This window comes from Serratia sp. HRI (assembly GCF_010119335.3).
In the GTDB taxonomy this organism is placed as follows: domain Bacteria; phylum Pseudomonadota; class Gammaproteobacteria; order Enterobacterales; family Enterobacteriaceae; genus Serratia; species Serratia nevei.
This window is the reverse complement of record NZ_CP083690.1, coordinates 4,829,771-4,854,165: the sequence shown is the minus strand read 5'-3', so window position 1 is coordinate 4,854,165 and position 24,395 is coordinate 4,829,771. Positions and strand designations below refer to the sequence as shown.

Genomic DNA, 24,395 nt, shown 5'->3' with positions numbered 1-24,395 from the left:
TTTATGTTTGCCAACAGCCAAATGATCGGCGTGGACCTGGCGTTTCCCGACGTCTGTCTGACGCCAAGCCCGGCGCCGGTGCCCGTGCCCTACCCGGATATCGCCCTGGCGCCGACCGCCATCCCGAACGCGTTCAACATTCTGTTCGTCGGCACCCCGGCGCACAACATGGCAACGGTGACGCCGCTGACCAACGGCGACAACCCCGGCGTGGCCACCGGCGTCGCCTCCGGGACGGTGATGGGGCCGTCCCGCCACCTGACCGGCGCCTTTACCGTATTGCTCAAAGGCACCCCGGCCACCCGGCTGACCAGCCTCAGCCTGCAGAATTCCACCAACGCGCTCGGCATGCGCATTGTGCCGAGCCAATTAAAAGTGTTGCTGCTTGCGCCCTGATGACGGCGCCTTATTACACAGCCATTCAATCAAGAAAAGAGGACATTGTGAAAACACGGATTACCCTGACGCTGTTGACCGCCCTGACGCTTGCCGGTTGTTCCACCCCGCCGCCACCGCCGCCGGCGCTCAATAACGACGCTATCGTCAGCAGTGAAGTCAACGGCGTCACGCTGCAGCACCGCGCCGCGGTGAGCGCGCCGAAGCAGTTCAAGCCGATCGGTGAGGAGTACCGCAGCCTGTACGCCGCCAGCATCATGAGCAGCCCGAATTATACCGGCACCGCCGTCGGCAGCCTGGACAACGCCGCCGCGTTCTACGCGCTGGGCGAAGTGGAAAACAGCTGGCTGGCGATCTCCGCTATCCGCGGCGGCGATCTGGTGGGGTATATCCAGGCCAACGCCGGCGTACCGGAAACGCGCTACAAATCGACGCTGCGCAAAGATCTGCCGCGCCGCGCACGCGCCGCCAAACAGGACTGCGTCAAAGTCGGCGGCGACAGCAAGGCGTGTAAAAACGCCGGTTCAGCTACCTGGATCCTCCAGTAGTCAGCACGCCTGCGGGCGACGAGATTCCCATGATGACGACCCCTATCACTTCCCGCTGGTGCGGGATGCTGTTTCTGCTGCTGGGCGCGTTGGCGCTCGGCGGCTGCATGTCTTCCGCCAAAAACGTGCCGTCGCGTTACAGCCTGGTGTTCGATGCCGATCGCCAGGTCAACGCCGCCGGCGCGCAACCGGCGCCGATCAAAATCCGCGTGCTGCTGCTGCGTTCGGATGCGGAATTTATGGATGCCGACTTCTTCAGTCTGCAAAACGACGCCAAAAGCGTGCTCGGCAACAGCCTGCTGGACAGCGATCAGTTCTTCCTGACGCCAGGCCAGACCGGCAAAAAGCTCGGCGGGCAAAGCGCGTTGGATGCGCGCTACATCGGCGTGATCGCCGAGTATCAAAATCTGGACGGCAAGACCTGGCGCATTTCACTGCCGCTGCCGGAACCCACCGAAACCAATTTCTACAAGGTATGGCAATTCTCGCCGGATGAGCTGGAAGCGCATATCGTCGCGGGCGTGAATGGCCTGCGCCCCGTAAAAAAGGTCGACTGACCTACCGCTGCGCTGAAGCGAAGTAACTATAGGTGTGATGATGAAAGATGCTCATAAGGTTGTCTGGACTGAGGGAATGTTTTTGCGCCCTCACCATTTCCAGCAGGCGGAAAACTATCTCGAAGGCTATATACGCAACTGGGGCCAGGCCCACAGCGGCTGTTTCTGGGGGTTCCTCACCCTGGATCTGGACCAAACGCTGCTGCGCCAGGGCAAGATTGCGCTCAACGCCGCCAGCGGCATCATGCCGGACGGCACGCCGTTTCGCTTCGCCGGCGCCCGGCAGGCACCCGCACCGCTGACCATCGCCGAAAACAAGACCGGTGAAAACGTGGTGCTGGCCCTGCCGACCTATCGTGCGGGGCGTGAAGACGTGATCTTTCAGGAAAGTCCGGAGGCGCTGGCGCGCTATCTGGCTTACGAGAACGAAGTCGACGATCTCAACGCCGTCTCGGTGGGCAGCGCGGCGCTGCAGTTCGGCCGCCTGCGCCTACGGCTGATGCTGGAGAGCGAACTCAACGCCGAATGGACCGCGCTCAGCGTGACCCGCGTGCTGGAAAAACGCGGCGACAACAGCCTGCGCCTCGATACCGCACAGATCCCGCCGATGCTGAACTGCCAGGGCAACCCGGTACTGAAAACCTTCATCAACGATCTGCAGGGCCTGCTGCAACAGCGCAGCCAGCAGATGAGCCAGCGCCTGCTGCAGCCGGGCCGCGGCGGCAGTTCCGAAATGGTCGATTTCATGCTGCTGCAGCTGATCAACCGCCATCTTGGCCAGGTGAGCCACGCCTACCACCTCGACCATCTGCACCCGGAGCGCCTGTTCGCCGATTGGCTGCAGTTCGCCACCGAGCTCGCCAGCTTCTCGGCGCAGCGCACCCCGGAAGGCCGCCTGCCGGTGTATGACCACGACAACCTGGCGCTGTGCTTCGGCAAGCTGATGCTGTTGCTGCGTCAGGGGCTGTCGGTGGTGCTGGAAGACAACGCCATTCAGCTGACGCTGGTCGAACGCTCCCACGGGCTGAACGTCGCCACCGTACAGGACGCCAAAATGATGCGCGATTTCGGCTTCGTGCTGGCGGTGCGCGCCGACGTGGCCGCCGAGGTGTTGCTGACCCATTTCCCGGCGCAGATGAAGATCGCACCGGTCACGCGCATCCGCGATTTGGTGCAGCTGCAGCTGCCGGGCATCGGTTTGCGCACCATGCCCGCCGCGCCGCGCCAGATCCCCTATCACGCCGGCTACACCTACTTCGAGCTGGAAAAAGGCGGCGACCTGTGGAAACAGATGGAAAAATCCAGCGCCTTCGCCCTGCACCTGGCCGGCGAATTCCCGGGGCTGGACATGGAATTTTGGGCGATTCGCAGCCATACGGACCGGTAACCTATGACTCAGGAAAATAGCATGGCGCCGGCGGCCAATCCGCTGGTGGACGCCGCCAACCCGCTGCTGAACGCCATTTCGCAGATCCGCCAGTCGGCCACGCACGCCAACCCGGCGCAGCTGCGCCAACAGCTGATCGACGAAATGCGCCGCTTCGAGATCCGCGGCCAACGCGCCAACCTGCCGTACGAAGTGATCATCGGCGCGCGTTATTGCCTGTGCACCGCGCTGGATGAAGCGGCGGCGCTAACCCCGTGGGGCAGCAACAGCGTGTGGTCCGGCAGCGGGCTGCTGGTGACTTTCCATAACGAAACCTGGGGCGGCGAGAAGTTTTTCCAGCTGCTGGCCAAGCTGTCGCAAAGCCCGCGCGAGCACATCAACCTGCTGGAGCTGATCAATTATTGCCTGTTGCTGGGCTTTGAAGGCCGCTACCGAGTGATGGAAAACGGCCGATCGCAGCTGGAAACCATGAAGCAGCGCCTGCTGCAGCTGATCCGGTCGGTGCGCGGCGGCTATGCCCCGCCGCTGTCGCCTCATGCGCTGGATCTGCCGGTGCAGCAGAAGCTGTGGCGCCCGCTGGTGCCGCTGTGGGCCTGCGTGGCGTTGACCGGCTTCCTGGCTTCGCTGCTGTTCATCGCCCTCAACTGGCGGCTGGGCGACAACACCAGCCCGGTGCTGGCGGCAATTTACCAAACCAATCTGCCGCAGGTGGCGATCGGTAACCCGGCACCGGCCGCGCCGCCGACGCTGAGCCTGAAAAGCTTCCTGCGCAAAGAGATCGCCGAAGGGCTGGTGGTGGTGCGCGACGAAGCGCAGCAAAGCGTGGTGATCCTCAAAGGCGACGGGCTGTTCGACTCCGCCGCCACCACGGTGCGCGCCAACTATATTCCGGTCATCGACCGCATCGCCGCCGCCATGAACGGCGTCAGCGGCAAGATCCTGGTCACCGGCTACAGCGACAACGTGCCGATCCGCAGCGCCCGTTTCGCCTCCAACTGGGAGCTGTCGCTGGCGCGCGCCGAAGCGGTCAGCGCCCGCTTGCAAAAGCACCTCGCCAACCCGCAGCGGGTCAAGGCCGAGGGCCGCGGCGAAAGCAACCCCGTCGCGCCGAACGATAACAAAGTGAACCGCGCGTTGAACCGCCGGGTAGAAATTACGCTGTTGGTCGCCCCGGAAAATACCCAGGCGGAAATCAACGGCTTGCCGCAAGGAACCGGAAAGTAATGCTCAGTACGTTATTCTCCATCATCACCAGCCGCCTGCTGTGGGGCTTTGTCGGCATCACCGCGCTGGCGTTCATCATCTGGATGATCGGCCCGCTGGTGGCCATCGGCGACTATCGCCCGCTGGAGCCGGAACTCAACCGCCAGATCGCCATCGGCGTTATCTACCTGATCTGGTTCCTGTGCCGCCTGATCCCGCGCCTTTACAGCGCCTGGTTCAACAGCCGTTTGCTAAGCAACCTGCGCGCCGCCGAAGCAGTACCGGCGGAAGACGGCAAGCCCGAGATTAAACAAGACGAACAGCTGGCGCAGCGCTTCGACGAAGCGGCGCAGCTGCTGAAGAAGGCGCGCTTCGCACCGGGCCAGGAGGGCGGCAAGCACCGCTGGATGACCCGCTTTAGCCGCCAATACCTGTACCAGCTGCCGTGGTATGTGATCATCGGCGCGCCCGGCGCCGGCAAGACCACCGCGCTGGTCAATTCCGGCCTGCACTTCCCGCTGGCGGATCGCTTCGGCAAAACCGCGCTGCGCGGCGTGGGCGGCACCCGCAACTGCGACTGGTGGTTTACCAACGACGCCGTGCTGCTCGACACCGCCGGCCGCTATACCACCCAGGAAAGCCAGCGCGAAGAAGATGCCGGCGAATGGCAAAGCTTCGTCGCGCTGCTGAAAAAATACCGCACCCGCCAGCCGATCAACGGCGTGATGGTCACCATCAGCGTCGCCGATCTGTTGAGCGACAGCGCCGAAGCGCGCGCCGCCCAGGCCAGCGCGCTGCGCAAACGCCTGATCGAACTGCACGAACAGCTGGGCATTCACTTCCCGGTCTATGTGCTGGTGACCAAAACCGACCTGCTCAACGGCTTTATGGCCTATTTCGGCAGCTTCGACAAAGCGCAGCGCGACCAGATCTGGGGATTCACCTTCCCTTACGAACGCTCGCGGCAGCCGGACTTCAATCTGAACGCCGCTTTCGAACAACAATACGCCCTGCTGCAACAGCGCCTGGACGCGGCGCTGCCGGATACGCTGCTGATGGAACACGACGCGCGCCAGCGCGCCGAAAGTTACCTGTTCCCGCAGGAGTTCGCCGCGCTGCGCCCGCTGCTGGGCCAATACCTGGAACAGGTGTTCGCCACCTCCAGTTTTGAAACCCGCTTTACCCCGCGCGGTATCTATTTCACCAGCGGCACGCAGGAAGGTCTGCCGTTCGACCGGGTGATGGGCGAGCTGAACCGCTACCTGCAGCTGCCAACGGCAAACTCAGGGGCGCAGGCCAACGCGGCCTGGGACAGCGTGGGCCAGGAAGCGCCGATCCCGGCGGCCAAAGGCCAAAGCTTCTTCCTGAAAGAGACGCTGGAATCGGTGGTCTTCCAGGAGTCCGGGCTGGCGGGCAGCAACCGCTGGTGGGAATACCGCAATCGCGCCCTGCACTGGGCGGGTTACATCGCGCTGGCGGTGATCCTGGCAGTGCTGGCGATGCTCTGGTTCACCAGCTACGGCAACAACAAGGCCTATCTGGCGGAAGTGGCCGCCAAGGTGCCCGGCGTCGAGCGCCAGGGGCAAAACCTGACGCAGTTGGGTAACGGCGACATGTTCTCGCTGCTGCCGTTCCTCAATAGCCTGCTGCACCTGCCGGACAGCCAGAACTTTTCGCCGGACGATCCGCCGTTCACCTACCGCATGGGGCTGTTCCGCGGCGATCAGGTGGGCGACGCCGGCAATGCGCTGTACCAAAAAGCGCTGAAAGAGCTGCTGCTGCCGCAGGTGGCGCAACAGATCGCCACCACGCTGCGCAACGACAACCACGGCGATGCGGACTTCAGCTACGAAGCGCTGAAGGCCTATCAGATGCTGTATCTGCCAAAGCAGTACGACGGCAAATTCCTGCGCGCCTGGGTGATGCTCAACCTGCAGCGCAACCTGCCGCAGGGCAGCACGCAGAAACAGCTGCAGCAGATCGAATGGCACCTGAGCCAGCTGCTGGATACGCAGATCCAGGCCTCGCCTTACGCCAAAGACGAACAGTGGGTGGCGCAGGCGCAGGCCGCCATCAATCGGGCGCCGCTGTCGCAGCGCGTCTATGGCCGCCTCAAACGTCTGCTGCTGAAACAGACCGACATCAAGCCGGTCAGCCTGGTCGATTTGGCCGGCCCGCAAACCGAGCTGGCGTTCAGCCGCAAAAGCGGCAAACCGGTCACCGACGGTGTGCCGGGCCTGTTCACCTCACAAGGGTACTGGAAAGCGTTCAGTGACAACATCGACCCGGTGACCGACACGCTGCGCAAAGAAGACGTCTGGGTGTTGAACAGCCCGACGCCGGAGCAGAAAAGCGCCGATCTGACCAAAACCATCCGCCAGCTGTACATGCAGGACTTTATCAGCGCCTGGGATGAGCTGCTGGGCGATATCCAACTGGCCAACATCGGCAACCTGACCCAGCGCATCAGCAGCGCGCGCCTGCTGTCCGGCAACCCGTCGCCGATGCGCAATCTGCTGGTCAACGTCAGCAAAAACGTCACCCTGCGCGACGAGAAAAGCGACGCCGATTCCCGCTCGCTGCTGGCCAAAACCGAAGACAGGCTGAACCAAAACGCCAACCGCACGCTGGAGGCGTTGTTCACCAACCGGCCGGCCAGCGCCGACGGCGACGTGTCGGCCCAGCCGGAACAGCTGGTGATGGCGCACTTCGCGCCGCTGCTGGAGCTGGCGCAAAGCCAGGGCGAAGGCAATAAGGCGATCCCTTTCGACAGCGTGCTGAAGCAGGTCGATGAGCTGTACAGCTATCTGACGGCGGTACAGGGCGCGGCCAACAGCGGCATGTCGGCGCCGCCGAGCGACATCATCCCGCGTCTGCAGGCCGAATCCGGCCGTTTGCCGGTGCCGTTCAAACAGATGCTGCTGTCGCTGGCGATCGGCGCCAGCAGCGACACCCAACGTAAAGAGATGGAGAACGTGAAAAAGCGTATCAGCTTCGAGGTCGGCAGCTTCTGCCGCCAGGCGATCGCCGGCCGTTATCCGCTGGTGGCCCGGGCGCGCCAGGACGTGACGCCGGACGATCTGGCACGCATGTTCGCGCCGAACAGCGGGCTGATGGACAGCTTCTTCCGCGACAATCTGCAGGGCAAGGTCGACACCACCCGCGCCAACTGGCGCTTTACCCCCGGCGTGGACGGCAAGACGCTGCCCGGCGGCGAAGGCATCCTGCGTTCGTTCCAGCAGGCGCAGCGCATCCGCGACGCCTTCTTCGCCAACGGTACCGCGACGCCCTCGTACCGCGTGACCGTGCGGCCGGTACGGATGGATAACGATATCCTCAACCTGACGCTGGATATCGACGGCCAACTGTTCAAATACAGCCATGGTCCACAGGTGCCGCTGGTGGTCAGCTGGCCGGGCACCCGCAATACCAACCAGGTGCATTTGCAGCTGGCGCTGGCCAACGGCACCACCGCCAGCCTGGTGACCAGCGGGCCATGGGCGCTGAACCGCCTGGTGGACATGGCGCAATCCTCGGGCACCGGCGGCCTCGGCCGCCAGGCGACGTTCAACCTCGACGGCCATCGCGTCACGCTGGAGTTCACGCCCAACAGCATCCGCAATCCGTTCCAACTGCCGGCCTTCTCGTGCCCGTAGCCCCGAAAGGACATGATCATGAGCACTGATTCAAGCGCCCCGACGAGCCTCGGCTGGTACGGCAAACTTCCTTCCGCCGGCGATTTTCTGCAGCGCCGCCTGCCCGATCCGGTGGTCAACAACTGGGCCCACTGGTTCCATAACGGGCTGGTGAATTTGCAGCGCGATGCGCAGGGGCCAAACGGCCACCCGTTCAGCAACGCACCGGTGTGGAACTTCGTGATCCCCGCCACGCTCGGCAGCCCGTACGTGCAGATGGGCTGCCTGTTGCCGGCGCGCGATCGCGTCGGGCGGCGCTACCCGATCTGCGCGCTGCGCCTGTTCAGCCTGCAAGAATGGCGCCCGCAACAGCTGAACATGGCGGCGAGCTGGTACCAGCAGCTCGGCCATACCCTGCTGAACGGCGTGCGCAACGGCTTCTCCGCCGAACAGATCGACCGCACGCTGCAGGCAATCCCGGCGCTGCCCAGCCCGCCGGCGGAAGCGGATTCCGAGATATTGTCGATTATCGGTTTTCAGCATCCGGACGTGCCGGGTCTCGGCTGGCAACAGGCCGCCGACTGTTTCGACCCGGCGCAGTACACCAGCTTCTGGTGGACCAATCAGGCCGACGGACACCCGCTCTACACTCACGTACACAGCGGCAACCTCACCGTGCAGCTGTTTTCACTGCTGTTCGAGCCCAACGGCTGGGCACGCCCCGGCCGCGGCGGCCAGTACCCGCAAATGTTTGATTAACATCGTTCGTTGAAGGAAATTCTATGGCTATCGACACCGATACCCTGCTGGCCCCGGTTGACGCGGACAATCCCTGCGGCGACAACCTGGAATACGACGCCGACTTTCTGGCCATGGCGCGCGCCGCCACCGGCAAAGCCGAACAGCAGTTCGGCAGCACCATCATTCCGGAAGAAGCGCCGGATTGGGTTCAGGTCGAACGCCTCGCGACCTCGCTGCTGGCGCGCACCAAAGACCTGCGCGTCATGCTGTATCTCACCCGCGCCTGGACCCAGCTGCGCGGGTTGCCGGGCTACGCCGACGGGCTGACGCTGATCCACCAGTCGATACTCCGTTACTGGGATGCTCTGCAACCGGCATTGGAGTTCGACGGCGAAGCCGACCCGCTGTTTCGCATCAATGCGCTGGCCGACCTTGGCGACAAAGCCGCGCTGGCCGCCAGCGTGCGCACCGCGCCGCTGCTGAAAAGCGCCGCCGGTGAAATCTCGCTGCGCGATGCCGGCGCCCTGCTCGACGGCAGCAAGCAAGAGTGCCCCAACTTTCCCGGCGGCCGCGCACGGCTGCAGGATGAGCTGGCGCAGCAGGGCCGCCCCGAAGGCGCACTGGTGACGCACATTGCCAATACCCTGGGCGCCATTCGCAGTGAAGTGACCCGCCATCTGGGGGAAAGCGCCCTGCCGGAAATGGGCGCGCTGACCAAGGTATTTTCCCTGGTGGCGCTCGCCGGCCAGAGCGATGCCCCGGCCGCCGCCGAACCCGACGCCCCGCCGGAAACCGCCGCCCTGCAACAACCGGCTGCGATGCAAAACGCCACGGCACCGCTCAACTGGCGCAGCGCGCAGATCCAGTCGCGCGACGACGCCCAGCTGATGCTGGACAAGGTGAAAAACTATTTTCGTCTTCATGAGCCGAGCCACCCGGCGCCGCTGATGATCGATCGGGTCCAGCGGCTGATTACGCTGGACTTTATGCAAATCGTCCGCGATTTGGCGCCCGATGGGCTTAACCAACTGGAGACCATTCTCGGTCGCCCCGACCACGAGGAGAACAGCTAGCCGCCGACCTTTGTTCTCTTGACGCATCCGATACCGTCTGCCCCGGCGCAGACCCGAATCAGAACCTGACTCTCCCAGCCGGACGAGGCGCGTTCCCAATCGCCATTAGATGGAGTAAATCATGTCAAACTCGAAATCCCGCAGCGGGCAGAAATTCATCGCCCGCAACCGCGCGCCGCGCGTACAGATTGAATACGATGTCGAAATTTATGGCGCAGAGCGCAAAATCCAGCTGCCGTTCGTGATGGGCGTGATGGCAGATCTGGTGGGGAAAGCGGTCGATCCGCAAGCCAGCGTGGAAGAACGCAAGTTCATGGAGATCGATGTCGACAACTTCGACGAGCGCATGAAATCGCTGAAGCCGCGCGTCGCTTATCAGGTCGATAACACCCTGACCGGCGAAGGCAAGCTGAACATCGATCTGACCTTCGAAAGCATGGAAGACTTCTCCCCTGCCGCTATCGCCCGCAAGGTCGACTCGCTGGGCAATCTGCTGGACGCCCGCACCCAGCTTTCCAACCTGCTGTCTTATATGGACGGCAAGAACGGCGCCGAAGAGCTGATCTCCAAGATCCTGCAAAACCCGGCGCTGCTGCAATCCCTGACCGACGCGCCGAAGCCGGCGGTTAACGACGACAACAACGAGCGTGAGGATTAATCGATGAGCAACTCGCCTCAGCAACAAAATGCGTTGCAGACTACCGAGACTTTTTCCAGCGATGAATTCAGCGCGCTGTTGAACAAAGAGTTCCGGCCGAAGACCGATCAGGCCAAAGAAGCGGTCGAGAACGCGGTGAAAACCCTGGCGCAACAGGCGCTGGAAAACACCGTCACCGTCTCTTCCGACGCCTACCGCACTATCCAGGCGCTGATCGCGGAAATCGACGAAAAGCTGTCGCAGCAGATCAACCAGATCATTCACCACGACGACTTCCAGAAGCTGGAAGGCGCCTGGCACGGCCTGCATTATCTGGTCAACAACTCCGAAACCGACGAGATGCTGAAGATCCGCTTTATGAGCATTTCCAAACAGGAGCTGGGCCGCACGCTGAAGCGCTATAAAGGCGTCGGCTGGGACCAGAGCCCGATCTTCAAGAAAATCTACGAAGAAGAGTATGGCCAGTTCGGCGGCGAGCCGTTCGGCTGCCTGGTGGGCGACTACTACTTCGATCACAGCCCGCAGGACGTGGAGCTGCTGGGCGAAATGGCCAAGATCGGCGCCGCCTCGCACTGCCCGTTCATCGCCGGCACCGCGCCGAGCGTGATGCAGATGGAGTCCTGGCAGGAGCTGTCCAACCCACGCGATCTGACCAAGATTTTCCAGAACACCGAGTACGCCGCCTGGCGCAGCCTGCGCGAGTCGGAAGACGCACGCTACCTGGGCCTGGTGATGCCGCGCTTCCTGGCGCGCCTGCCGTACGGCATCCGCACCAACCCGGTGGACGAGTTTGACTTCGAAGAAGAAACCGACGGCGCGACCCATGGCAACTACACCTGGACCAACGCCGCCTACGCCATGGCCGCCAACATCAACCGTTCGTTCAAAGAGTTCGGCTGGTGCACCGCCATTCGCGGGGTGGAATCAGGCGGCGCGGTGGAAAACCTGCCGTGCCACACCTTCCCGAGCGACGACGGCGGCGTGGACATGAAGTGCCCGACCGAGATCGCCATCAGCGATCGCCGCGAAGCCGAGCTGGCCAAAAACGGCTTTATGCCGCTGGTGCACCGCAAAAACTCCGACTTCGCCGCCTTTATCGGCGCGCAATCGCTGCAGAAGCCGGCGGAATACTACGACGCCGACGCCTCCGCCAACGCCCAGCTGTCCGCGCGCCTGCCATACCTGTTCGCCTGCTGCCGCTTCGCGCACTACCTGAAGTGCATCGTGCGCGACAAAATTGGCTCCTTCCGCGAGCGCGACGATATGGAGCGCTGGCTGAACGACTGGATCATGAACTACGTGGACGGCGATCCGGCCAACTCATCGCAGGAAACCAAGTCGCGCAAACCGCTGGCCGCGGCGGAAGTGCAGGTGGAAGAGATCGAAGACAACCCGGGCTACTACAGCGCCAAGTTCTTCCTGCGCCCGCACTACCAGCTGGAAGGCCTGACCGTCTCCCTGCGCCTGGTGTCGAAGCTGCCTTCGCTGAAGCAAAACGACGCGTCCTGATGGACTGGAGTCAGGCCGCGATCGCGCGGCCTGATAAATAAAACATGGAGGTAAATCATGGGAACAAGACCCCGTTTTCTGGCTGCCTGGACTGCGGCTAAAAATATTTATGACCCAAACGATCCTCTGGGAAAAGTTAAAAATACGATTGGCGGTGCCGTAAAACGAAACTTTGAGATACCCGCCGAATCAGGTGGCTGGGAAAACAGCTGTGCTGTAAGGATGAGTTACGTGCTCAATTACACAGGCCATCCAGTTCCCAGAATAGGTCAGTTAACCGTCTCAGGCGCAGATAAAAAATGGTACTTTTTCCGCGTGCGGGATTTGATTCCCTACCTGACTAAAACGTGGGGAAAACCTGACATGATTGTTAATTACCCTCAATTACCTGTTACGCAACTGGCCAACAAAAAAGGATTAATACTTTTTGAAGTATCAGGTTGGGGAAATGCGGGCGGGCACGCCACTTTCTGGAACGGAAACAGTTGTTCAGATCATTGCTATTTCAATGAGCCCGGAACCAATTACTCTACTCCGCGAGCCAATTTTTGGGAGTTGCCATGAACAAGTTAATCACAATCGGATTGGCAACTACCTTGTTGGGGCTCTCGCAGTCATCGCTCGCCAAGGACATTCAAGATCCGGTGGCATTTATCAAACAGATGCCTTATCACCAGGTCGTAAAAGAACTGGCATTGTCACGCTGCCTGGCACAGGTCTCCGATTCGGATAAAGCGTTCTCTCTTGATGCAGCCAGAACGGCGAATGCGATGAGAGAATGGATGCCATTCGATATCGAATCAGGTGATGAGAAAATCAATGCTCTCATCGGCAAATATAAATCCAGAGTCAATGAGTTTCACAGTGAAACCAAAGGCAAGAGTCAAGGTGTCACCTTAAACTGCCTGCGGTTGTACCATAGTCCGGAATTGGACAAGCTTTCCCGACAGCTCATTGCAGGCAATCCAGATCGCACGTGGAATCAAGATAACGCGAAATAATTAAGCATTGAGCCATTAGCACTTAATAGTGGCTCGGTAACCCGTACCGATAGTTTTCGGTATTTAAGAAGGTGCATGGCACAAGGATATAAATTGGTAATGCATTACCACACTTGCAATTCCTGCTGCTATTACCTGAGTTTTTCAACGTAACGTTAATACTACTGTTAACCCTTAATAAAGAGTGAAGAAACTATGGCTATTGATATGTTCCTGAAAGTTGAAGGTGCCAGCGGCGAATCCAAAGATTCGAATCACAAAGGCTGGACCGACATTACTTCTTTCTCCTGGGGCGCTTCTCAACCGGGCAATATGGGCGTTGGCGGCGGCGGTGGCGCCGGCAAAGTGTGCTTCAACGATCTGCACGTCAACGCGCTGATCGACAAGTCAACCCCGGCCTTGCTGAAACACTGCTCAAGCGGCAAACACCTGACCAAGATTGAGCTGTCGGTTTGTAAGGCGGGCGGTAGCCAGGTTGAATACGCAAAAATCACCCTGGAAGACGTGCTGGTCACCGCCGTGCAGTACACAGGCGCAGGCGGCGAAGACACCGTGGGCGTCACCTATTCCTTCCAGGCGGCGAAAGTGAAACAGCAATACTGGGAGCAGAGCGACAAAGGCGGCAAAGGCGCCGAAAGCAGCGCAGGTTGGAACATCAAGGAAAACCGCGAAGCTTAATCTGCATGCCCCCGGCTACGGCCGGGGGTTCATAACATGGATACAATGGAGAGTCAGGATGAAAAAACCTCTATTTGGGCCCGCATGGATTCGTTTTTCTGAAGTCAATGTCAATGTAAAAAAAGTGGGTGCATTGATTGGTGGAAAAGTAGAAAGCAATATTGAAAACGGTATTTTTGAAAATGCTTGTCCTATACGAATGAGTTATGTACTCAACTATACAGGCATACCAATTCCCTCTAACTCCGGTTATGCGACTGTGTCTGGTAAAGATAAAAAATGGTATCTTTATCGTGTTAACGATATGATTCTCTTTTTAGAAAAGAACTTCGGCAAGCCTGATATCACGGTGAAATCCCCTACCCCAGCTAAATTTTCAGGTAAAAAAGGGATAATGGTTATACAAGGAAATGGCTGGCGAAATGCCAGAGGACATGTCACATTATGGAACGGTGACATTTGCTCTGACTCTTGTCATTTCATGGGGGATCCTGAGAATGGATCTTTTGTTCCTGAAGTCGCATCACTTTGGATATTAAAATGAAGACTACCCACATCGCCCTTGCTCTTCTTCTCGTTTCTCCTATGTTGCTGGCGGAAGATATAAAAATAGAAAACTTACCTCAAAGCGAAATTTATGAAAATTGGCTGATTAGCCGCTGTATTGGGAAGTCTACTGACTCAGAAAAAACCAAGCAAGATGCCTTCCGTTCCGCTTCCGCCTATTTAGAATTCAGTAAACTCCCCATGGATGCATTCGAACAAGGCGAAAAACTGGCTGAACAGTACGCAAATAAAAATAGTCAAGGCTCAGTTAAAGGAAGTTATCATACTTTAGATTGCCTTTCGCTGCAGAGTTCCAGTGAGGCTAAAGCCATCTTCGAACGTTACTCTAATTAATAATTAATATTGTAAGTTGCAATTTTATAAAACCATCAATTTAAGCAAATTAGAGTTTTATTAATTATTTTCACTGGGTATTAGCCATCAAGCATTGAGATACTCATGCGCTGGTTATGTATTACTCTGCACAAACCATACGGATTTGGAGTGTTGAGATGAAAAAAATCCTTATCTCCTTTTTTTGTCTATATGCCACTTGTGCTATAGCACAGAAAAATCAAGAAGAACCGATTGAAAAGTGGCCACCGCAGGCAGCATACAGAAACTATTTGCAAAACTATAAAGATATCGCTCTAACCTACTGCATTTCAGTCGCTTATAAGACATCACCTGAAGCCAGCAAAGATGCAATTGCCTCATCGAATGGAATCGATGCTTGGTCATACTATGCAATTCGTGATGAAGAATCCCCTATCATTGCGCTGACAAAACAGTACTTGCAAAAGAATTACATTGCTCAGGACGGAAAAAGCCGCTTAGACTTAATGAAGTGCATGGATATGTACCATAGTGAAGATCTTGACAAACTTGCGAAAGACTATGTACAGCATCCTAATGATAATTGGGTGAAAGACAATCTGGATAGAGTAAATGAAAATCATCCTCGGAAATAATCAGTGCAAAAAATCTCACTCACTGTGGCCATCGCCGCAACGTTGAACGCTAATGCAGTGACAAAAATTGACTATTCCCCTGCCGAGTACCTCAGAAACTACGCGCTTAGCGTTTGTATCGCCGAGGGGTACTCCGCAAAAGAAGTCAAAAACGATGCCGCGGCCGCCGCTCGGGGTTACATGGAGTTCGGCGATTATTCTCTGGAAGCGCATACCGCCGTCAGGGCGCTGGCAAAAGAATTTCTGGCAAAGCCCTATGACAGCATGTCTGGGGAGCCGATGACGATGGCCAAGTGCATCGATCTTGTACACAGCCAAGAGCTGCAAGCCATCATCAAGAAATACCAAGGGAAAGGCGATAACTGAGAGTAAATCCGTATCCCTTCACAGGGTAAATGTTGGTATAAAGAATAGGAAAGGAATCCTTATGCAATACAAAACAAAAGCAGATCTGGATAGATCTATCGATGAACTCAAAAAACTATCAAGAACGTTTTCACGACAGTATCTATACACTAACGAATCCAGAGCTAATTTCTCACTGGAAATAGACCAACTTATTCAGTTTGCAAAAAGGGATATCAGTATACACTGCACATCCTACGCTGGGGCAATCAGGGACATTGAAGACGAGACCAATCATCTTAAACGCCAAGCCTTTGCTATCGACGCAGGAAGAAACACGCTCTATATATCAATAGAAAAAAAGAAGAGTAACAACACCACCAACCTTATTTTGAAGCAGATAGGTTTTGTCGGTGGCGGAACACAAATATTCGCCGGAGTCGGTACTTGTGCAGCGACTCTCGGTATGGCGTGTGGCAGTTTTGGCTTACCGCTGATTGCTCAAGGCACGAACAATATTTATGAGAACGGTTACTATTTACTTTTCCGAAAAGATAAATCAGGCAGTGTAAGAAATGCCTATCGATATACTGCAAAAGCACTAGGATATAGTCAGGATACTGCGGATACAATTTATGGCACTGTAGACCTTAGCCTATCTGGATATGGAATAATCAGGAAAACATTAAAACCAGATGCCTGGAGATTATATAGGTATATCAATAGCGACTTCATTCGTGGTTGGCAAGAGATGGGCCGAACAGGTTTGACGATTGAGGTTATATCAGATTTAACAACCGGAAGCGGGATGTACGAACTCATAAAGGACAACCAAAGAAAATGACTCCAGACGTCACGCTATCAACTTACTCATATGGATTCTTACTTTCCTATTTCTCATTGTCACTCATCACTTTAGTGGCTTTATATTACTTAAAAAAATTATCGGCTCGCAAACACAATTATCCATTCTTTGTTTTCAACTGTCTCATTGTGGTTTTCATGGGTGTCATACAGCTCTCAACCTTTGCATACGGGAATGATTTTCTTAATCTCTTCTACCCACTAGGCAACGATAACTATGACTCTATACACTACGGCAGTTTGATATTCACCTTTATCTACTTAACTCAACTACCAAAAAACACCTATTACAAAAAAGAAAAGAATAGAAGTTAGCCATCAGATTAGATGACTAAATCAACATACGCCCAAAGCAGTCTACAATCCCCATCAGCAGGAATGCCTTATGCGATTTTCCATTGTAAAAAATAAAAGCGGCCAGGTTCCGCCGCAGAGCAGTTGCGATTTTCTGCCGCCGGGCGGCACCATCGGCCGCAGCGTGGACAACAACCTGGTGCTGCCGGACGAAGAGCGCGCCATTTCCCGCCTGCAGGCGATCGTGCATATTTCCGCTGACGGCGAATGCCGCATCACCAACCGCGGCAACGTCACCCGCGTGCTGCTGAACGACATTCCGCTGGAACGTGGCCGCCAGGTTGAACTGCAGGACGGCGACGTGCTCGGCATCGACGATTACCAGATTGAAGTCAGCGCGCTGCAGCAGCACGCCGCGCCACAGGCTCAACCGGTGGCCAAGGCCGCCGCCGTTGCCGCTGCTGCGGCCCCTGCAGCCGCCGCCAAAGAAAAATCCGCCGCGCCCATCCCCAACGAAATCTGGGACAGCCTGGTGGAAGAATTTACGCCGAATGCGCCGGCCGCCGTCACGCCGCCGCCGGTCGCCAATCCAGGCAACCACCCGCTGCTGGACACCCCCGCTCGCGAGCTGAACCCGGTCGATCCGCTGGCGCAGCTGGCGGGCGATGTCGATCTGCGCCAGCTGCAGCAGCAGCAAACCGATCCGGCGGCGCTGTTCAACACCGACACCACCTTTGAGCGCGAACACATCCTGGCCGATACCACTCCCAGCGCGCTGCTGGCGGAACAGGCTGCGCCAGCGCGGCCGGCAACCCCGGCTCAGAATGCGCAGCAACCGGAGCAAGAGCTGGATCCGCTGGCGCTGTTCGGCGGTTCATCCGCTCCCGCGTCGCCCGAAGCGTTAAACAGCAACGATCCGCTGGGGCTGCTGATGGGCGGCGCCGTGCCGCTGGCTCAGCCGGACGAGCCGGTACAGCCGCTCGCACCGCCGTCTCCGCCACCGATCGCCGCACAACCGCAAGCGCCCCGCCCACAGCCGACGCCGCCACCCGTGCAGACGCCTGAGCCGCAACCCCAACCTGCGCCGCAGTTCTGCCAGCAGGAACCGCCTGCACAGCCGCCGCGCCCGCGCCAGGGCAACCGCCTGGGCATCGATCCGGTCGCCTACCAGTCCGCTCAACGGCAGCACGCCGCCGCGCCGAATGGCGACACCTTAGAGGGGCCGCTGCTGACGGCGCTGTTGCAAGGTATCGGCCTCGACGATCTGCAGCCGCAGCCGCACTTCGACGAACGGCAAATCCGCCAGGCCGGCCGCCTGCTGAGCCTGTTCTCGCAGGGCACCGTCGCCCTGCTTTCATCCCGCTCGATCCTCAAGCGCGGCGTGAAAGCCGAGATGACCATGATCCTCGACGAGGCCAACAATCCGTTCAAACTGCTGCCTTCGGGCAAAACGGTGCTGATGCAGATGTTCGGCAGCCAGATGCCGGGCTTTATGCCGCCGGAGCAGGCGGTGCGTGACGCGCTGATCGACCTGCAGGCGCACCAGCTGGGGATGATCGCCGGCATCCGCGCCATCATCGCCGCCATGCTGCAGTCGTTCAACCCGGAGCGCCTCGAAGAGGAAGCGCGCAAGGAAGGCGTGGCGCCGCGTCTGTCGCTGCCCGCCAACCGCAAGGCTGCGCTGTGGGACTACTTCGTGAAGAACTATCAGCAAACCTCCGGCGAGATCGAGGACGATTTCCACACCCTGTTCGGCGAAGCCTTCCTGCACGCCTATGACGTTGAAGTGAATCAATACAAAGACTCACAGACCAAACCGGACGCGTAATGAATATCACCATAGCCTCTACCTCCAACCAGGGCGGCCGCGCCTCCAACCAGGATCAGACCGGCGAGGTGCTCGGCAACCGCGCCGCCTGCTTCGTGGTGTGCGACGGCATCGCCGGCTTTCCGGGCGGCGATATCGCCGCCAAACTGGCGCGCGACACCATTTTGCATAACTTCGACGGCGAAAAGCACCTGAACGCCCAAAGCATTCGCCAGCACATTACGCGCGCCAACGCCGCCATCCACCAGCAACAGCGGCAATCGGACGAATACAGCAAGATGGGCACCACGCTGGTCAGCCTGTTTATCGATCGCGATTACCAGCTGGCCTACTGGGCGCACGCCGGTGACAGCCGCCTGTACCTGTTCCGCCGCGGCTACCTGCATGCCGTCACCACCGACCACAGCCTGATCCAGCAGATGCAGGACGCCGGCTATCAGACCAACGGCATCAACAGCAACCTGCTGTATTTCGCGCTGGGGCTGAACGAAGAGCGCGACGCCACCTACAGCGACGTGCTGCAGCTGGAAGACGGCGACGTTTTCCTGCTGTGCACCGACGGCTTCTGGCACAGCTTCAGCCAGGCCGAACTGGAACAGTCGCTGCACATGGTCAACTCCCCCAGCGAGTGGATCGCCCTGATGCAGCAGGCATGGAAGAAAAACAATAACAGCGATAACTACAGCGCTATCGCCGTCTGGATTGGCTCACCGCAGGAAACCACCCTGCTGCATTCGCTGGCGGATGCGGAACGGTTTCTGAGCCGCGACTGAGCAGCGCACATTCACAGCAAGGTTCACTATGAAATATTGGATGCCGGGGCTCGTCGCCCTGATGGCGGTACCGACCGCGCAGGCGATGAACTATCGCCTGGTTTACTCCCCCAGCCAGAAGCTGGAAGTGTTTATCGATGACGTCAAAAACAGCAATCCCGAAAGCTGGTGCGGCAAGAGCATCCCGCTGCGCATCGTCGCGGCGCAAAGCCAAGATCCGGCGGTGCTGAACGACTTTCTGCCGCGCGTCGGCAATCTGTTGGAAAAACAGTGCCCGAAAGCCGGCCACCTGCCCTGGACGCTGACCGACAAGCGCGGTGAAAAGCTGGCCAGCGGCGAAGCCGCCAAAGCGCACGGCTGGAAACCGGTGGTCAAACAGGAGGCCGTCGAGCAGCCGGCGATCCCTGCTGCGGTAGCCGTGATCTCTCCGCAGGCGGACACCGCGCCGCCTCAGCGTTTCAACCTGCCGCAGGGCTGCCACTTCCGCACCTTCTGGCATGACGACGCCAACGGCGGCGCGCTGTTCATTCCCGCCGGCGACGCGCTGCGCTGCGGCGAGGACGGCTGGCTGCAGGGCAGCGGCGCGGTCACGCTGCAACAGGGTGGCCAAACCCTCTCGCCGACATTGTGGTTCCTGCAGGGCTATCCGCTGGCGCAGATCAACGGCGGCGATCGCGCACTGACCGTCGTCAGCGCCAACGCCCAACGGCTGGTTCTGGGCGGTAACCCGCAGGCGCCGGGCAGCTTCCTGCTGCTGAGCTTCGAACCGCAGTTGCACGCCTGGGCATTCAACGGCGAAGCGATCGTTGAAATGCCGCGCGTCGATGCCGCCGACGAGAACAAGGTCGAACAGCGCCTGCAGCAGGCGCAAACCGCCTGGCAACCGCTGCTGAGCGCCCCCGCTCCGCTGACCTTCAAGCTGGTGGAAAAGCTGGCCGCAGACCGGGTCGATCCCGCCAGCGGCAGCTACCTGTCGGTTAACGGCGCCACTCACTGATTATAAGGAAAGCCTGTGAAATCATTAGCAAGCATGCTGCAAGGCCACTCGATCGCCGCGGCCATCACCGCCGTCGAAAACGAGATCAAGGGAAAACCGGCGGATGCCGACCTGCGCGCCGCGCTGGTGCAACTGCTGTGCCTGAGCGGCAACTGGACGCGCGCCAACGCGCAGCTGAAATCCTGGCAGGCGCTGAAACCGATCGCCCAACCGACCACGCTGCTGCTGATGCAGTCGGTCAACGCCGAGCTGCAACGCCAGGCGGTGTTCGCCGGCACGGCCGCGCCGGCGCTGCTGCGGCAGGATCAGCCCTGGCTGAAACTGATGGTGCAGGCGCTGCATCAGGATGCGCAAGGCGCGGCCGAACAGGCCCAGGCGCTGCGTGACGAAGCGCTGGAGGCCGCCCCGGCCGGCGCCGGGCGGTTAACGCTGGCCGAAGGCGACCAAGAACGGCAGCTGAGTTTCGACTGGCTGACCGACGGTGACGGCCGCCTCGGGCCGGTGTGCGAGCTGGCGCTGAACGGCGTTTACTACTGGCTGCCGTTTGCCGACATCGCCACGATCCAGTTCCAGGCGCCGCAGAGCGCCATCGATCTGGTGTGGAGCCACGCGCTGGTGCGCCTCACCGACGGCCGCGAACAGGTGTGCCAACTGCCCGCCCGTTATCCGCTGGCCGAAGGCAGCGACGACGCGCTGCTGCTCGGCAAACGCACCGAATGGCAACCGCTGGGCGACGGCACCCACTATGCGGGGCTGGGCCTGAAGACCTGGCTCAGCGAAAGCGACGAATTCCCGCTGCACAGCCTGCGGCAGCTGAGCTTCGACGCGAGCGCCTGAACATGAACGATAAGCGCCCCCCCCACTACGACGGCGGCGATCTGCGCCGCCAGGGCTATCGCTATCGTCAGGACAGCGAGCGCCTGACGTCGCGCGACAAAATGCAGCCGGTGCTGCTCGACATGCTGACCGACGACGAACCGCAGAAAAAGCAGGAAGCACAGGTGCGCAACCTGGTGTCGCACAGCGAGCTGCGCCGCCGGGTGCTGCGCGATCTGCAGTGGCTGTTCAACTGCGTCAACAGCGAATCCAATCTGGATCTCGGCGACTTTCCGCAGGTGCGGCGCTCCACCCTTAATTACGGCATCGCCTCGCTGGCGGGCAAGCGCATGTCGGACATCGAATGGCTCGACATTCAGCGCGCGCTGACCGAGTCCATTCTCCATTTCGAACCGCGCATTTTGCCCGAGGGGCTGCAGGTGCGCTGCATCTCGGACACCGGCTCGCTGGAGCTGCACAACGTGCTGTCGATCGAAATCAAGGGCCGCCTGTGGTGCGTGCCCTATCCGCTGGAGTTTCTGTTCCGTACCGACGTGGATCTGGAAAACGGCCACTTCGATCTGAAAGACATAGGGTAAGGCGATGGACAGTAAACTTTTAGACTATTACAACCGCGAGCTGGCCTATCTGCGTGAGATGGGCGCCGAGTTCGCCGAACAATACCCGAAGGTCGCGGGCCGTCTCGGCATGCGCGGCATCGACGTGGCGGATCCCTATATCGAGCGCCTGATGGAGGGCTTCGCCTTCCTCACCTCGCGCGTGCAGCTGAAAATGGACGCCGAGTTCCCGCGCTTTTCTCAGCGCTTGTTGGAGATCATCTACCCCAATTACCTGTCGCCGACGCCGTCGATGGCGATCGCCGAGCTGCAGCCGGACAGCAGCAAAGGCGACATCAGCAACGGCTTCGTGGTGCCGCGCGGCACCATGATGGACAGCCAGACGCTGAAGAAAAGCGGCATCACCTGCAGCTACACCACCGCCCATGACGTCACGCTGCAGCCGGTGCGCATCGCCGGCGTCGAGCTGGGCGGCATTCCGGCCGATATTCCGCTGGCCTCGCTGGGGCTGCAGCACAGCGGCTGTGTCAGCGCGCTGCGCATTCGTCTCGAGTGCTACGAAAGCGTGACGCTCAACAACCTGCAGCTGGATCAGCTGATGTTTTACCTGGCCGGGCCGGACATGCAGGCGCAGCAGCTGCTGGAACTGCTGATGCAGCACAGCGTCGGGCTTGTCTGCCAAACGGTGGAGCCGCAGCCGCAGCGGCGCGCGCTGGCGCTGGATGGGCTGCGGCAGGAGGGCTTCGCCGCCGATCAGGCGCTGCTGCCCAACGACCTGCGCAACTTCGAAGGCTACCGGCTGCTGCAGGAGTACTTCGCCTTCCCGGCGCGCTTCCAGTTCTTCAGCGTCAACGGCCTGCGCCCGCTGCTGCAGAGCGTGCGCGAAGGGAAAAAGGCGCTGCGCCAGTTCGAGATCGTGGTGCTGCTGGATCGGCACGACGCCGCGCTGGAACGGGTGGTCGACGCCGCCCATTTGGCGCTGCACTGCACGCCAGTGATCAACCTGTTTCCGAAGATCGCCGAACGCATCGCGATCAACGAAAAAAACCACGAATACCATCTGGTGGTCGACAATATCCGGCCGCTGGATTACGAAGTGTTCTCGGTGCAGCGGCTCGGCGGCAGCGCCAGCGAAAAACGCTACGAGCAAGAGTTTCGGCCGTTTTACAGCACCCTGAGCGCGGACGACGGCAACTATGGCGCCTACTTCTCGCTGCGGCGCGAACAGCGTACGCTGTCGGAGCACGCCCGCCGCTACGGCACCCGCACCGGCTATGCCGGTTCGGAAGTGTTCGTGTCGCTGGTGGACGAGCGGCAATCGCCGTGGCACAGCGATCTGAAATACCTCACCGCCGACGTGCTGTGCACCAGCCGCGACCTGCCGTTGATGCTGCTGCAACAGGATCAGGGCAACTTCGTGATGCCCGACTCGATCCCGATCAAGCAGGTCTCGCTGCGCAAAGGCCCCACCCCGCCGCGCCCGGCGCTGGCCGAAGGCATGATCACCTGGCGGCTGATCAGCCAGCTACAGCTGAACTACCTCAGCATGATGGACGGCGATCCGGAACAGGGCGCCGCCAGCCTGCGCCAGCTGATGGGGCTGTACGGCAACCTGAGCGAACCGGCGATCGCCAAACAAATTCAGGGCGTGCGCCACTGCAACCTGCGGCCGGTCTATCGGCGAGTGCCGGAGCCGGGCCCCATCGTGTTCGCACGCGGCATCGCCATCGATCTGACGGTCGATGAGCAGGCGTTCTCCGGCAACAGCCCCTATCTGCTCGGCAGCGTGCTGGAGCGCCTGTTCTCGCGCCTGGTGGCGATGAACACCTTCACCGAGATGACGCTCTCCAGCCAGCAGCGCGGCGAAATCGCCCACTGGCAGGCGCGCATGGGCAAAAGGACGCTGATATGAACGCGGAGATGATTGCCACCGAACTGGCGCCGCCGCAGATCAACGCGCTGTATCGCCTGCCGGACGACTTCTGGCCGCGGCTGCGCGGCGCGCCTTACAAGCACGATCTGTTTCAGCTGCTGCGCCGTATCGACGCCCAGGGCGGCCAACCCTACCTGCTGGGGCGCGCGCCGCTGCCGCGTCACGAGATGCTGCGCCTGGGCCAGGAGCCGTCGCTGTCATTCGCGCCCTCCACGCTGGCGCAGGTGGCGCCGCGCGCCAACAGCCCGCTGCACGACGTCTCGATCTTCAGCTTCGGCCTGTTCGGCCCCAACGGACCGCTGCCGCTGCACCTGACCGAATACGTGCGCGAACGGGTGTACCACCATCAGGACACCACCCTGCTGGCGTTCACCAACCTGTTCCATCACCGGCTGACGCTGCTGTTTTACCGCGCCTGGGCCGACGCGCAGCCGACGGTGTCGCTGGATCGCCCGGACAACCGGCGCTTCGACGAATACCTGTCGAGCCTGATCGGCATCGGCCAGCCGGCGCAGCAGGAACGCGACAGCATCAACGCCCACGCCAAACATTTTATGGCCGGTCATCTGATTCGCCACAGCCGCGATCCGGAAGGCCTGAGCAAGATTTTGCAGCAGTATTTCAAGGTGCCGGTGCGCATCGTCGAAAACGTGCCGCACTGGCTGCGGGTGGAGCCGCGCGAGCAAGCTCGGCTCAAGGCCGGGCGCGGTGCGCCACGGCTCGGCGAGTCGGCCTTTCTCGGCATCGCGGTGCGCGATATTCAGCACAAATTCCGCATCGAGCTGGGGCCGATGCCGCAGCGGGACTATGACCGCTTCCTGCCCGGCGCCGACCTGTGCCGGCAGCTGCGCGACTGGGTGCGCCAATACCTGGGCATCGAGTTCGTCTGGGAAGTCCGTCTGATCCTGGCGAAGGAACAGGCGCACGGCCTCCAGCTCGGCGGCGCGCAACGATTGGGCCTGAGCAGCTGGTTGGCCGACGATCGGCGGCAACGCGATCTCGACGACCTGATCTTCAGCCCTGAACCGCTGGAAAATCCGTTCTGACCCTATTTCGGCCGGCGC

At 59.9% G+C, this 24,395-nt stretch carries 25 protein-coding genes; all 25 read left to right on the top strand.

The window, feature by feature from the left end:
• Positions 1-3: 3 nt before the first annotated feature.
• The 25 genes from GF111_RS23180 (at position 4) to tssG (ending at position 24,377) form a co-directional block, all read left to right on the top strand.
• Positions 4-396 (top strand): DUF4150 domain-containing protein, encoded by a 393-nt coding sequence (locus tag GF111_RS23180; protein ID WP_004934933.1) that lies wholly within the window; start codon positions 4-6, stop codon positions 394-396.
• A 47-nt stretch (positions 397-443) separates the two neighbouring features.
• Complete coding sequence (gene tagV / locus GF111_RS23175) at positions 444-944, top strand: type VI secretion system accessory protein TagV (protein WP_038876786.1); 501 nt, start codon at positions 444-446, stop codon at positions 942-944.
• 29 nt (positions 945-973) lie between these two features.
• Positions 974-1,501: a type VI secretion system lipoprotein TssJ gene (gene tssJ / locus GF111_RS23170; RefSeq protein WP_047730446.1), complete on the top strand. Its 528-nt coding sequence runs from the start codon at positions 974-976 to the stop codon at positions 1,499-1,501.
• 40 nt (positions 1,502-1,541) lie between these two features.
• Positions 1,542-2,888 carry a type VI secretion system baseplate subunit TssK gene (gene tssK / locus GF111_RS23165; RefSeq protein WP_147191058.1) on the top strand — a complete coding sequence of 449 codons (1,347 nt, stop codon included), beginning with the start codon at positions 1,542-1,544 and terminating at the stop codon, positions 2,886-2,888.
• 21 nt (positions 2,889-2,909) lie between these two features.
• On the top strand, positions 2,910-4,112 hold the full coding sequence (locus GF111_RS23160; RefSeq protein ID WP_049272050.1) for a DotU family type VI secretion system protein: 1,203 nt from the start codon (positions 2,910-2,912) through the stop codon (positions 4,110-4,112).
• Positions 4,112-7,747, top strand: a complete 3,636-nt coding sequence (tssM, locus tag GF111_RS23155; RefSeq protein WP_110593938.1) for a type VI secretion system membrane subunit TssM — start codon at positions 4,112-4,114, stop codon at positions 7,745-7,747. Before GF111_RS23160 ends, tssM begins: the two co-directional genes overlap by 1 nt.
• An 18-nt stretch (positions 7,748-7,765) precedes the next feature.
• Complete coding sequence (gene tagF / locus GF111_RS23150; protein WP_038876781.1) at positions 7,766-8,485, top strand: type VI secretion system-associated protein TagF; 720 nt, start codon at positions 7,766-7,768, stop codon at positions 8,483-8,485.
• Between the two features lie 23 nt (positions 8,486-8,508).
• On the top strand, positions 8,509-9,540 hold the full coding sequence (gene tssA, locus GF111_RS23145) for a type VI secretion system protein TssA (RefSeq protein ID WP_038876779.1): 1,032 nt from the start codon (positions 8,509-8,511) through the stop codon (positions 9,538-9,540).
• A 121-nt stretch (positions 9,541-9,661) separates the two neighbouring features.
• Positions 9,662-10,198: a type VI secretion system contractile sheath small subunit gene (gene tssB / locus GF111_RS23140; RefSeq protein WP_047730442.1), complete on the top strand. Its 537-nt coding sequence runs from the start codon at positions 9,662-9,664 to the stop codon at positions 10,196-10,198.
• 3 nt (positions 10,199-10,201) lie between these two features.
• On the top strand, positions 10,202-11,707 hold the full coding sequence (gene tssC / locus GF111_RS23135) for a type VI secretion system contractile sheath large subunit (protein ID WP_047730441.1): 1,506 nt from the start codon (positions 10,202-10,204) through the stop codon (positions 11,705-11,707).
• A 57-nt stretch (positions 11,708-11,764) separates the two neighbouring features.
• Positions 11,765-12,271, top strand: coding sequence for a type VI secretion system amidase effector protein Tae4 (locus GF111_RS23130; protein WP_071605363.1), 507 nt, complete (start codon positions 11,765-11,767; stop codon positions 12,269-12,271).
• Positions 12,268-12,708 carry a T6SS amidase immunity protein Tai4 family protein gene (locus GF111_RS23125; protein ID WP_038876774.1) on the top strand — a complete coding sequence of 147 codons (441 nt, stop codon included), beginning with the start codon at positions 12,268-12,270 and terminating at the stop codon, positions 12,706-12,708. The genes GF111_RS23130 and GF111_RS23125 overlap by 4 nt, the downstream gene beginning before the upstream one ends.
• A gap of 195 nt (positions 12,709-12,903) precedes the next feature.
• The gene (locus GF111_RS23120; RefSeq protein WP_038876771.1) at positions 12,904-13,386 is read left to right on the top strand and encodes a type VI secretion system tube protein Hcp; all 483 of its coding nucleotides are present in this window, start codon (positions 12,904-12,906) and stop codon (positions 13,384-13,386) included.
• A 58-nt stretch (positions 13,387-13,444) separates the two neighbouring features.
• Positions 13,445-13,930, top strand: a complete 486-nt coding sequence (locus GF111_RS23115; protein ID WP_071605364.1) for a type VI secretion system amidase effector protein Tae4 — start codon at positions 13,445-13,447, stop codon at positions 13,928-13,930.
• A complete protein-coding gene (locus GF111_RS23110; RefSeq protein ID WP_033643555.1) occupies positions 13,927-14,286 on the top strand; it encodes a T6SS amidase immunity protein Tai4 family protein in 360 nt (119 codons plus the stop codon). The genes GF111_RS23115 and GF111_RS23110 overlap by 4 nt, the downstream gene beginning before the upstream one ends.
• Before the next feature lie 158 nt (positions 14,287-14,444).
• Positions 14,445-14,903 (top strand): T6SS amidase immunity protein Tai4 family protein, encoded by a 459-nt coding sequence (locus tag GF111_RS23105; protein ID WP_038877327.1) that lies wholly within the window; start codon positions 14,445-14,447, stop codon positions 14,901-14,903.
• 12 nt (positions 14,904-14,915) lie between these two features.
• Positions 14,916-15,269, top strand: coding sequence for a T6SS amidase immunity protein Tai4 family protein (locus GF111_RS23100; RefSeq protein WP_223294933.1), 354 nt, complete (start codon positions 14,916-14,918; stop codon positions 15,267-15,269).
• 61 nt (positions 15,270-15,330) lie between these two features.
• Complete coding sequence (locus GF111_RS23095; protein ID WP_047730439.1) at positions 15,331-16,092, top strand: DUF4225 domain-containing protein; 762 nt, start codon at positions 15,331-15,333, stop codon at positions 16,090-16,092.
• Between the two features lie 405 nt (positions 16,093-16,497).
• Positions 16,498-18,234, top strand: a complete 1,737-nt coding sequence (tagH, locus tag GF111_RS23090; protein ID WP_147191000.1) for a type VI secretion system-associated FHA domain protein TagH — start codon at positions 16,498-16,500, stop codon at positions 18,232-18,234.
• Entirely contained in the window at positions 18,234-19,007 is a 774-nt protein-coding gene (locus GF111_RS23085; protein WP_038876757.1) for a PP2C family serine/threonine-protein phosphatase, read from the top strand. Before tagH ends, GF111_RS23085 begins: the two co-directional genes overlap by 1 nt.
• Positions 19,008-19,035: 28 nt before the next feature.
• Entirely contained in the window at positions 19,036-20,004 is a 969-nt protein-coding gene (locus GF111_RS23080) for a type VI secretion system-associated protein (protein WP_147190998.1), read from the top strand.
• A gap of 15 nt (positions 20,005-20,019) precedes the next feature.
• Entirely contained in the window at positions 20,020-20,841 is an 822-nt protein-coding gene (locus GF111_RS23075) for a type VI secretion system accessory protein TagJ (protein WP_048234375.1), read from the top strand.
• A 2-nt stretch (positions 20,842-20,843) separates the two neighbouring features.
• Positions 20,844-21,419 carry a type VI secretion system baseplate subunit TssE gene (locus GF111_RS23070; protein ID WP_038876749.1) on the top strand — a complete coding sequence of 192 codons (576 nt, stop codon included), beginning with the start codon at positions 20,844-20,846 and terminating at the stop codon, positions 21,417-21,419.
• A 4-nt stretch (positions 21,420-21,423) separates the two neighbouring features.
• A complete protein-coding gene (tssF, locus tag GF111_RS23065) occupies positions 21,424-23,310 on the top strand; it encodes a type VI secretion system baseplate subunit TssF (protein WP_110593932.1) in 1,887 nt (628 codons plus the stop codon).
• Complete coding sequence (tssG, locus tag GF111_RS23060) at positions 23,307-24,377, top strand: type VI secretion system baseplate subunit TssG (RefSeq protein ID WP_055313365.1); 1,071 nt, start codon at positions 23,307-23,309, stop codon at positions 24,375-24,377. The genes tssF and tssG overlap by 4 nt, the downstream gene beginning before the upstream one ends.
• The last annotated feature ends 18 nt before the right edge of the window (positions 24,378-24,395 follow it).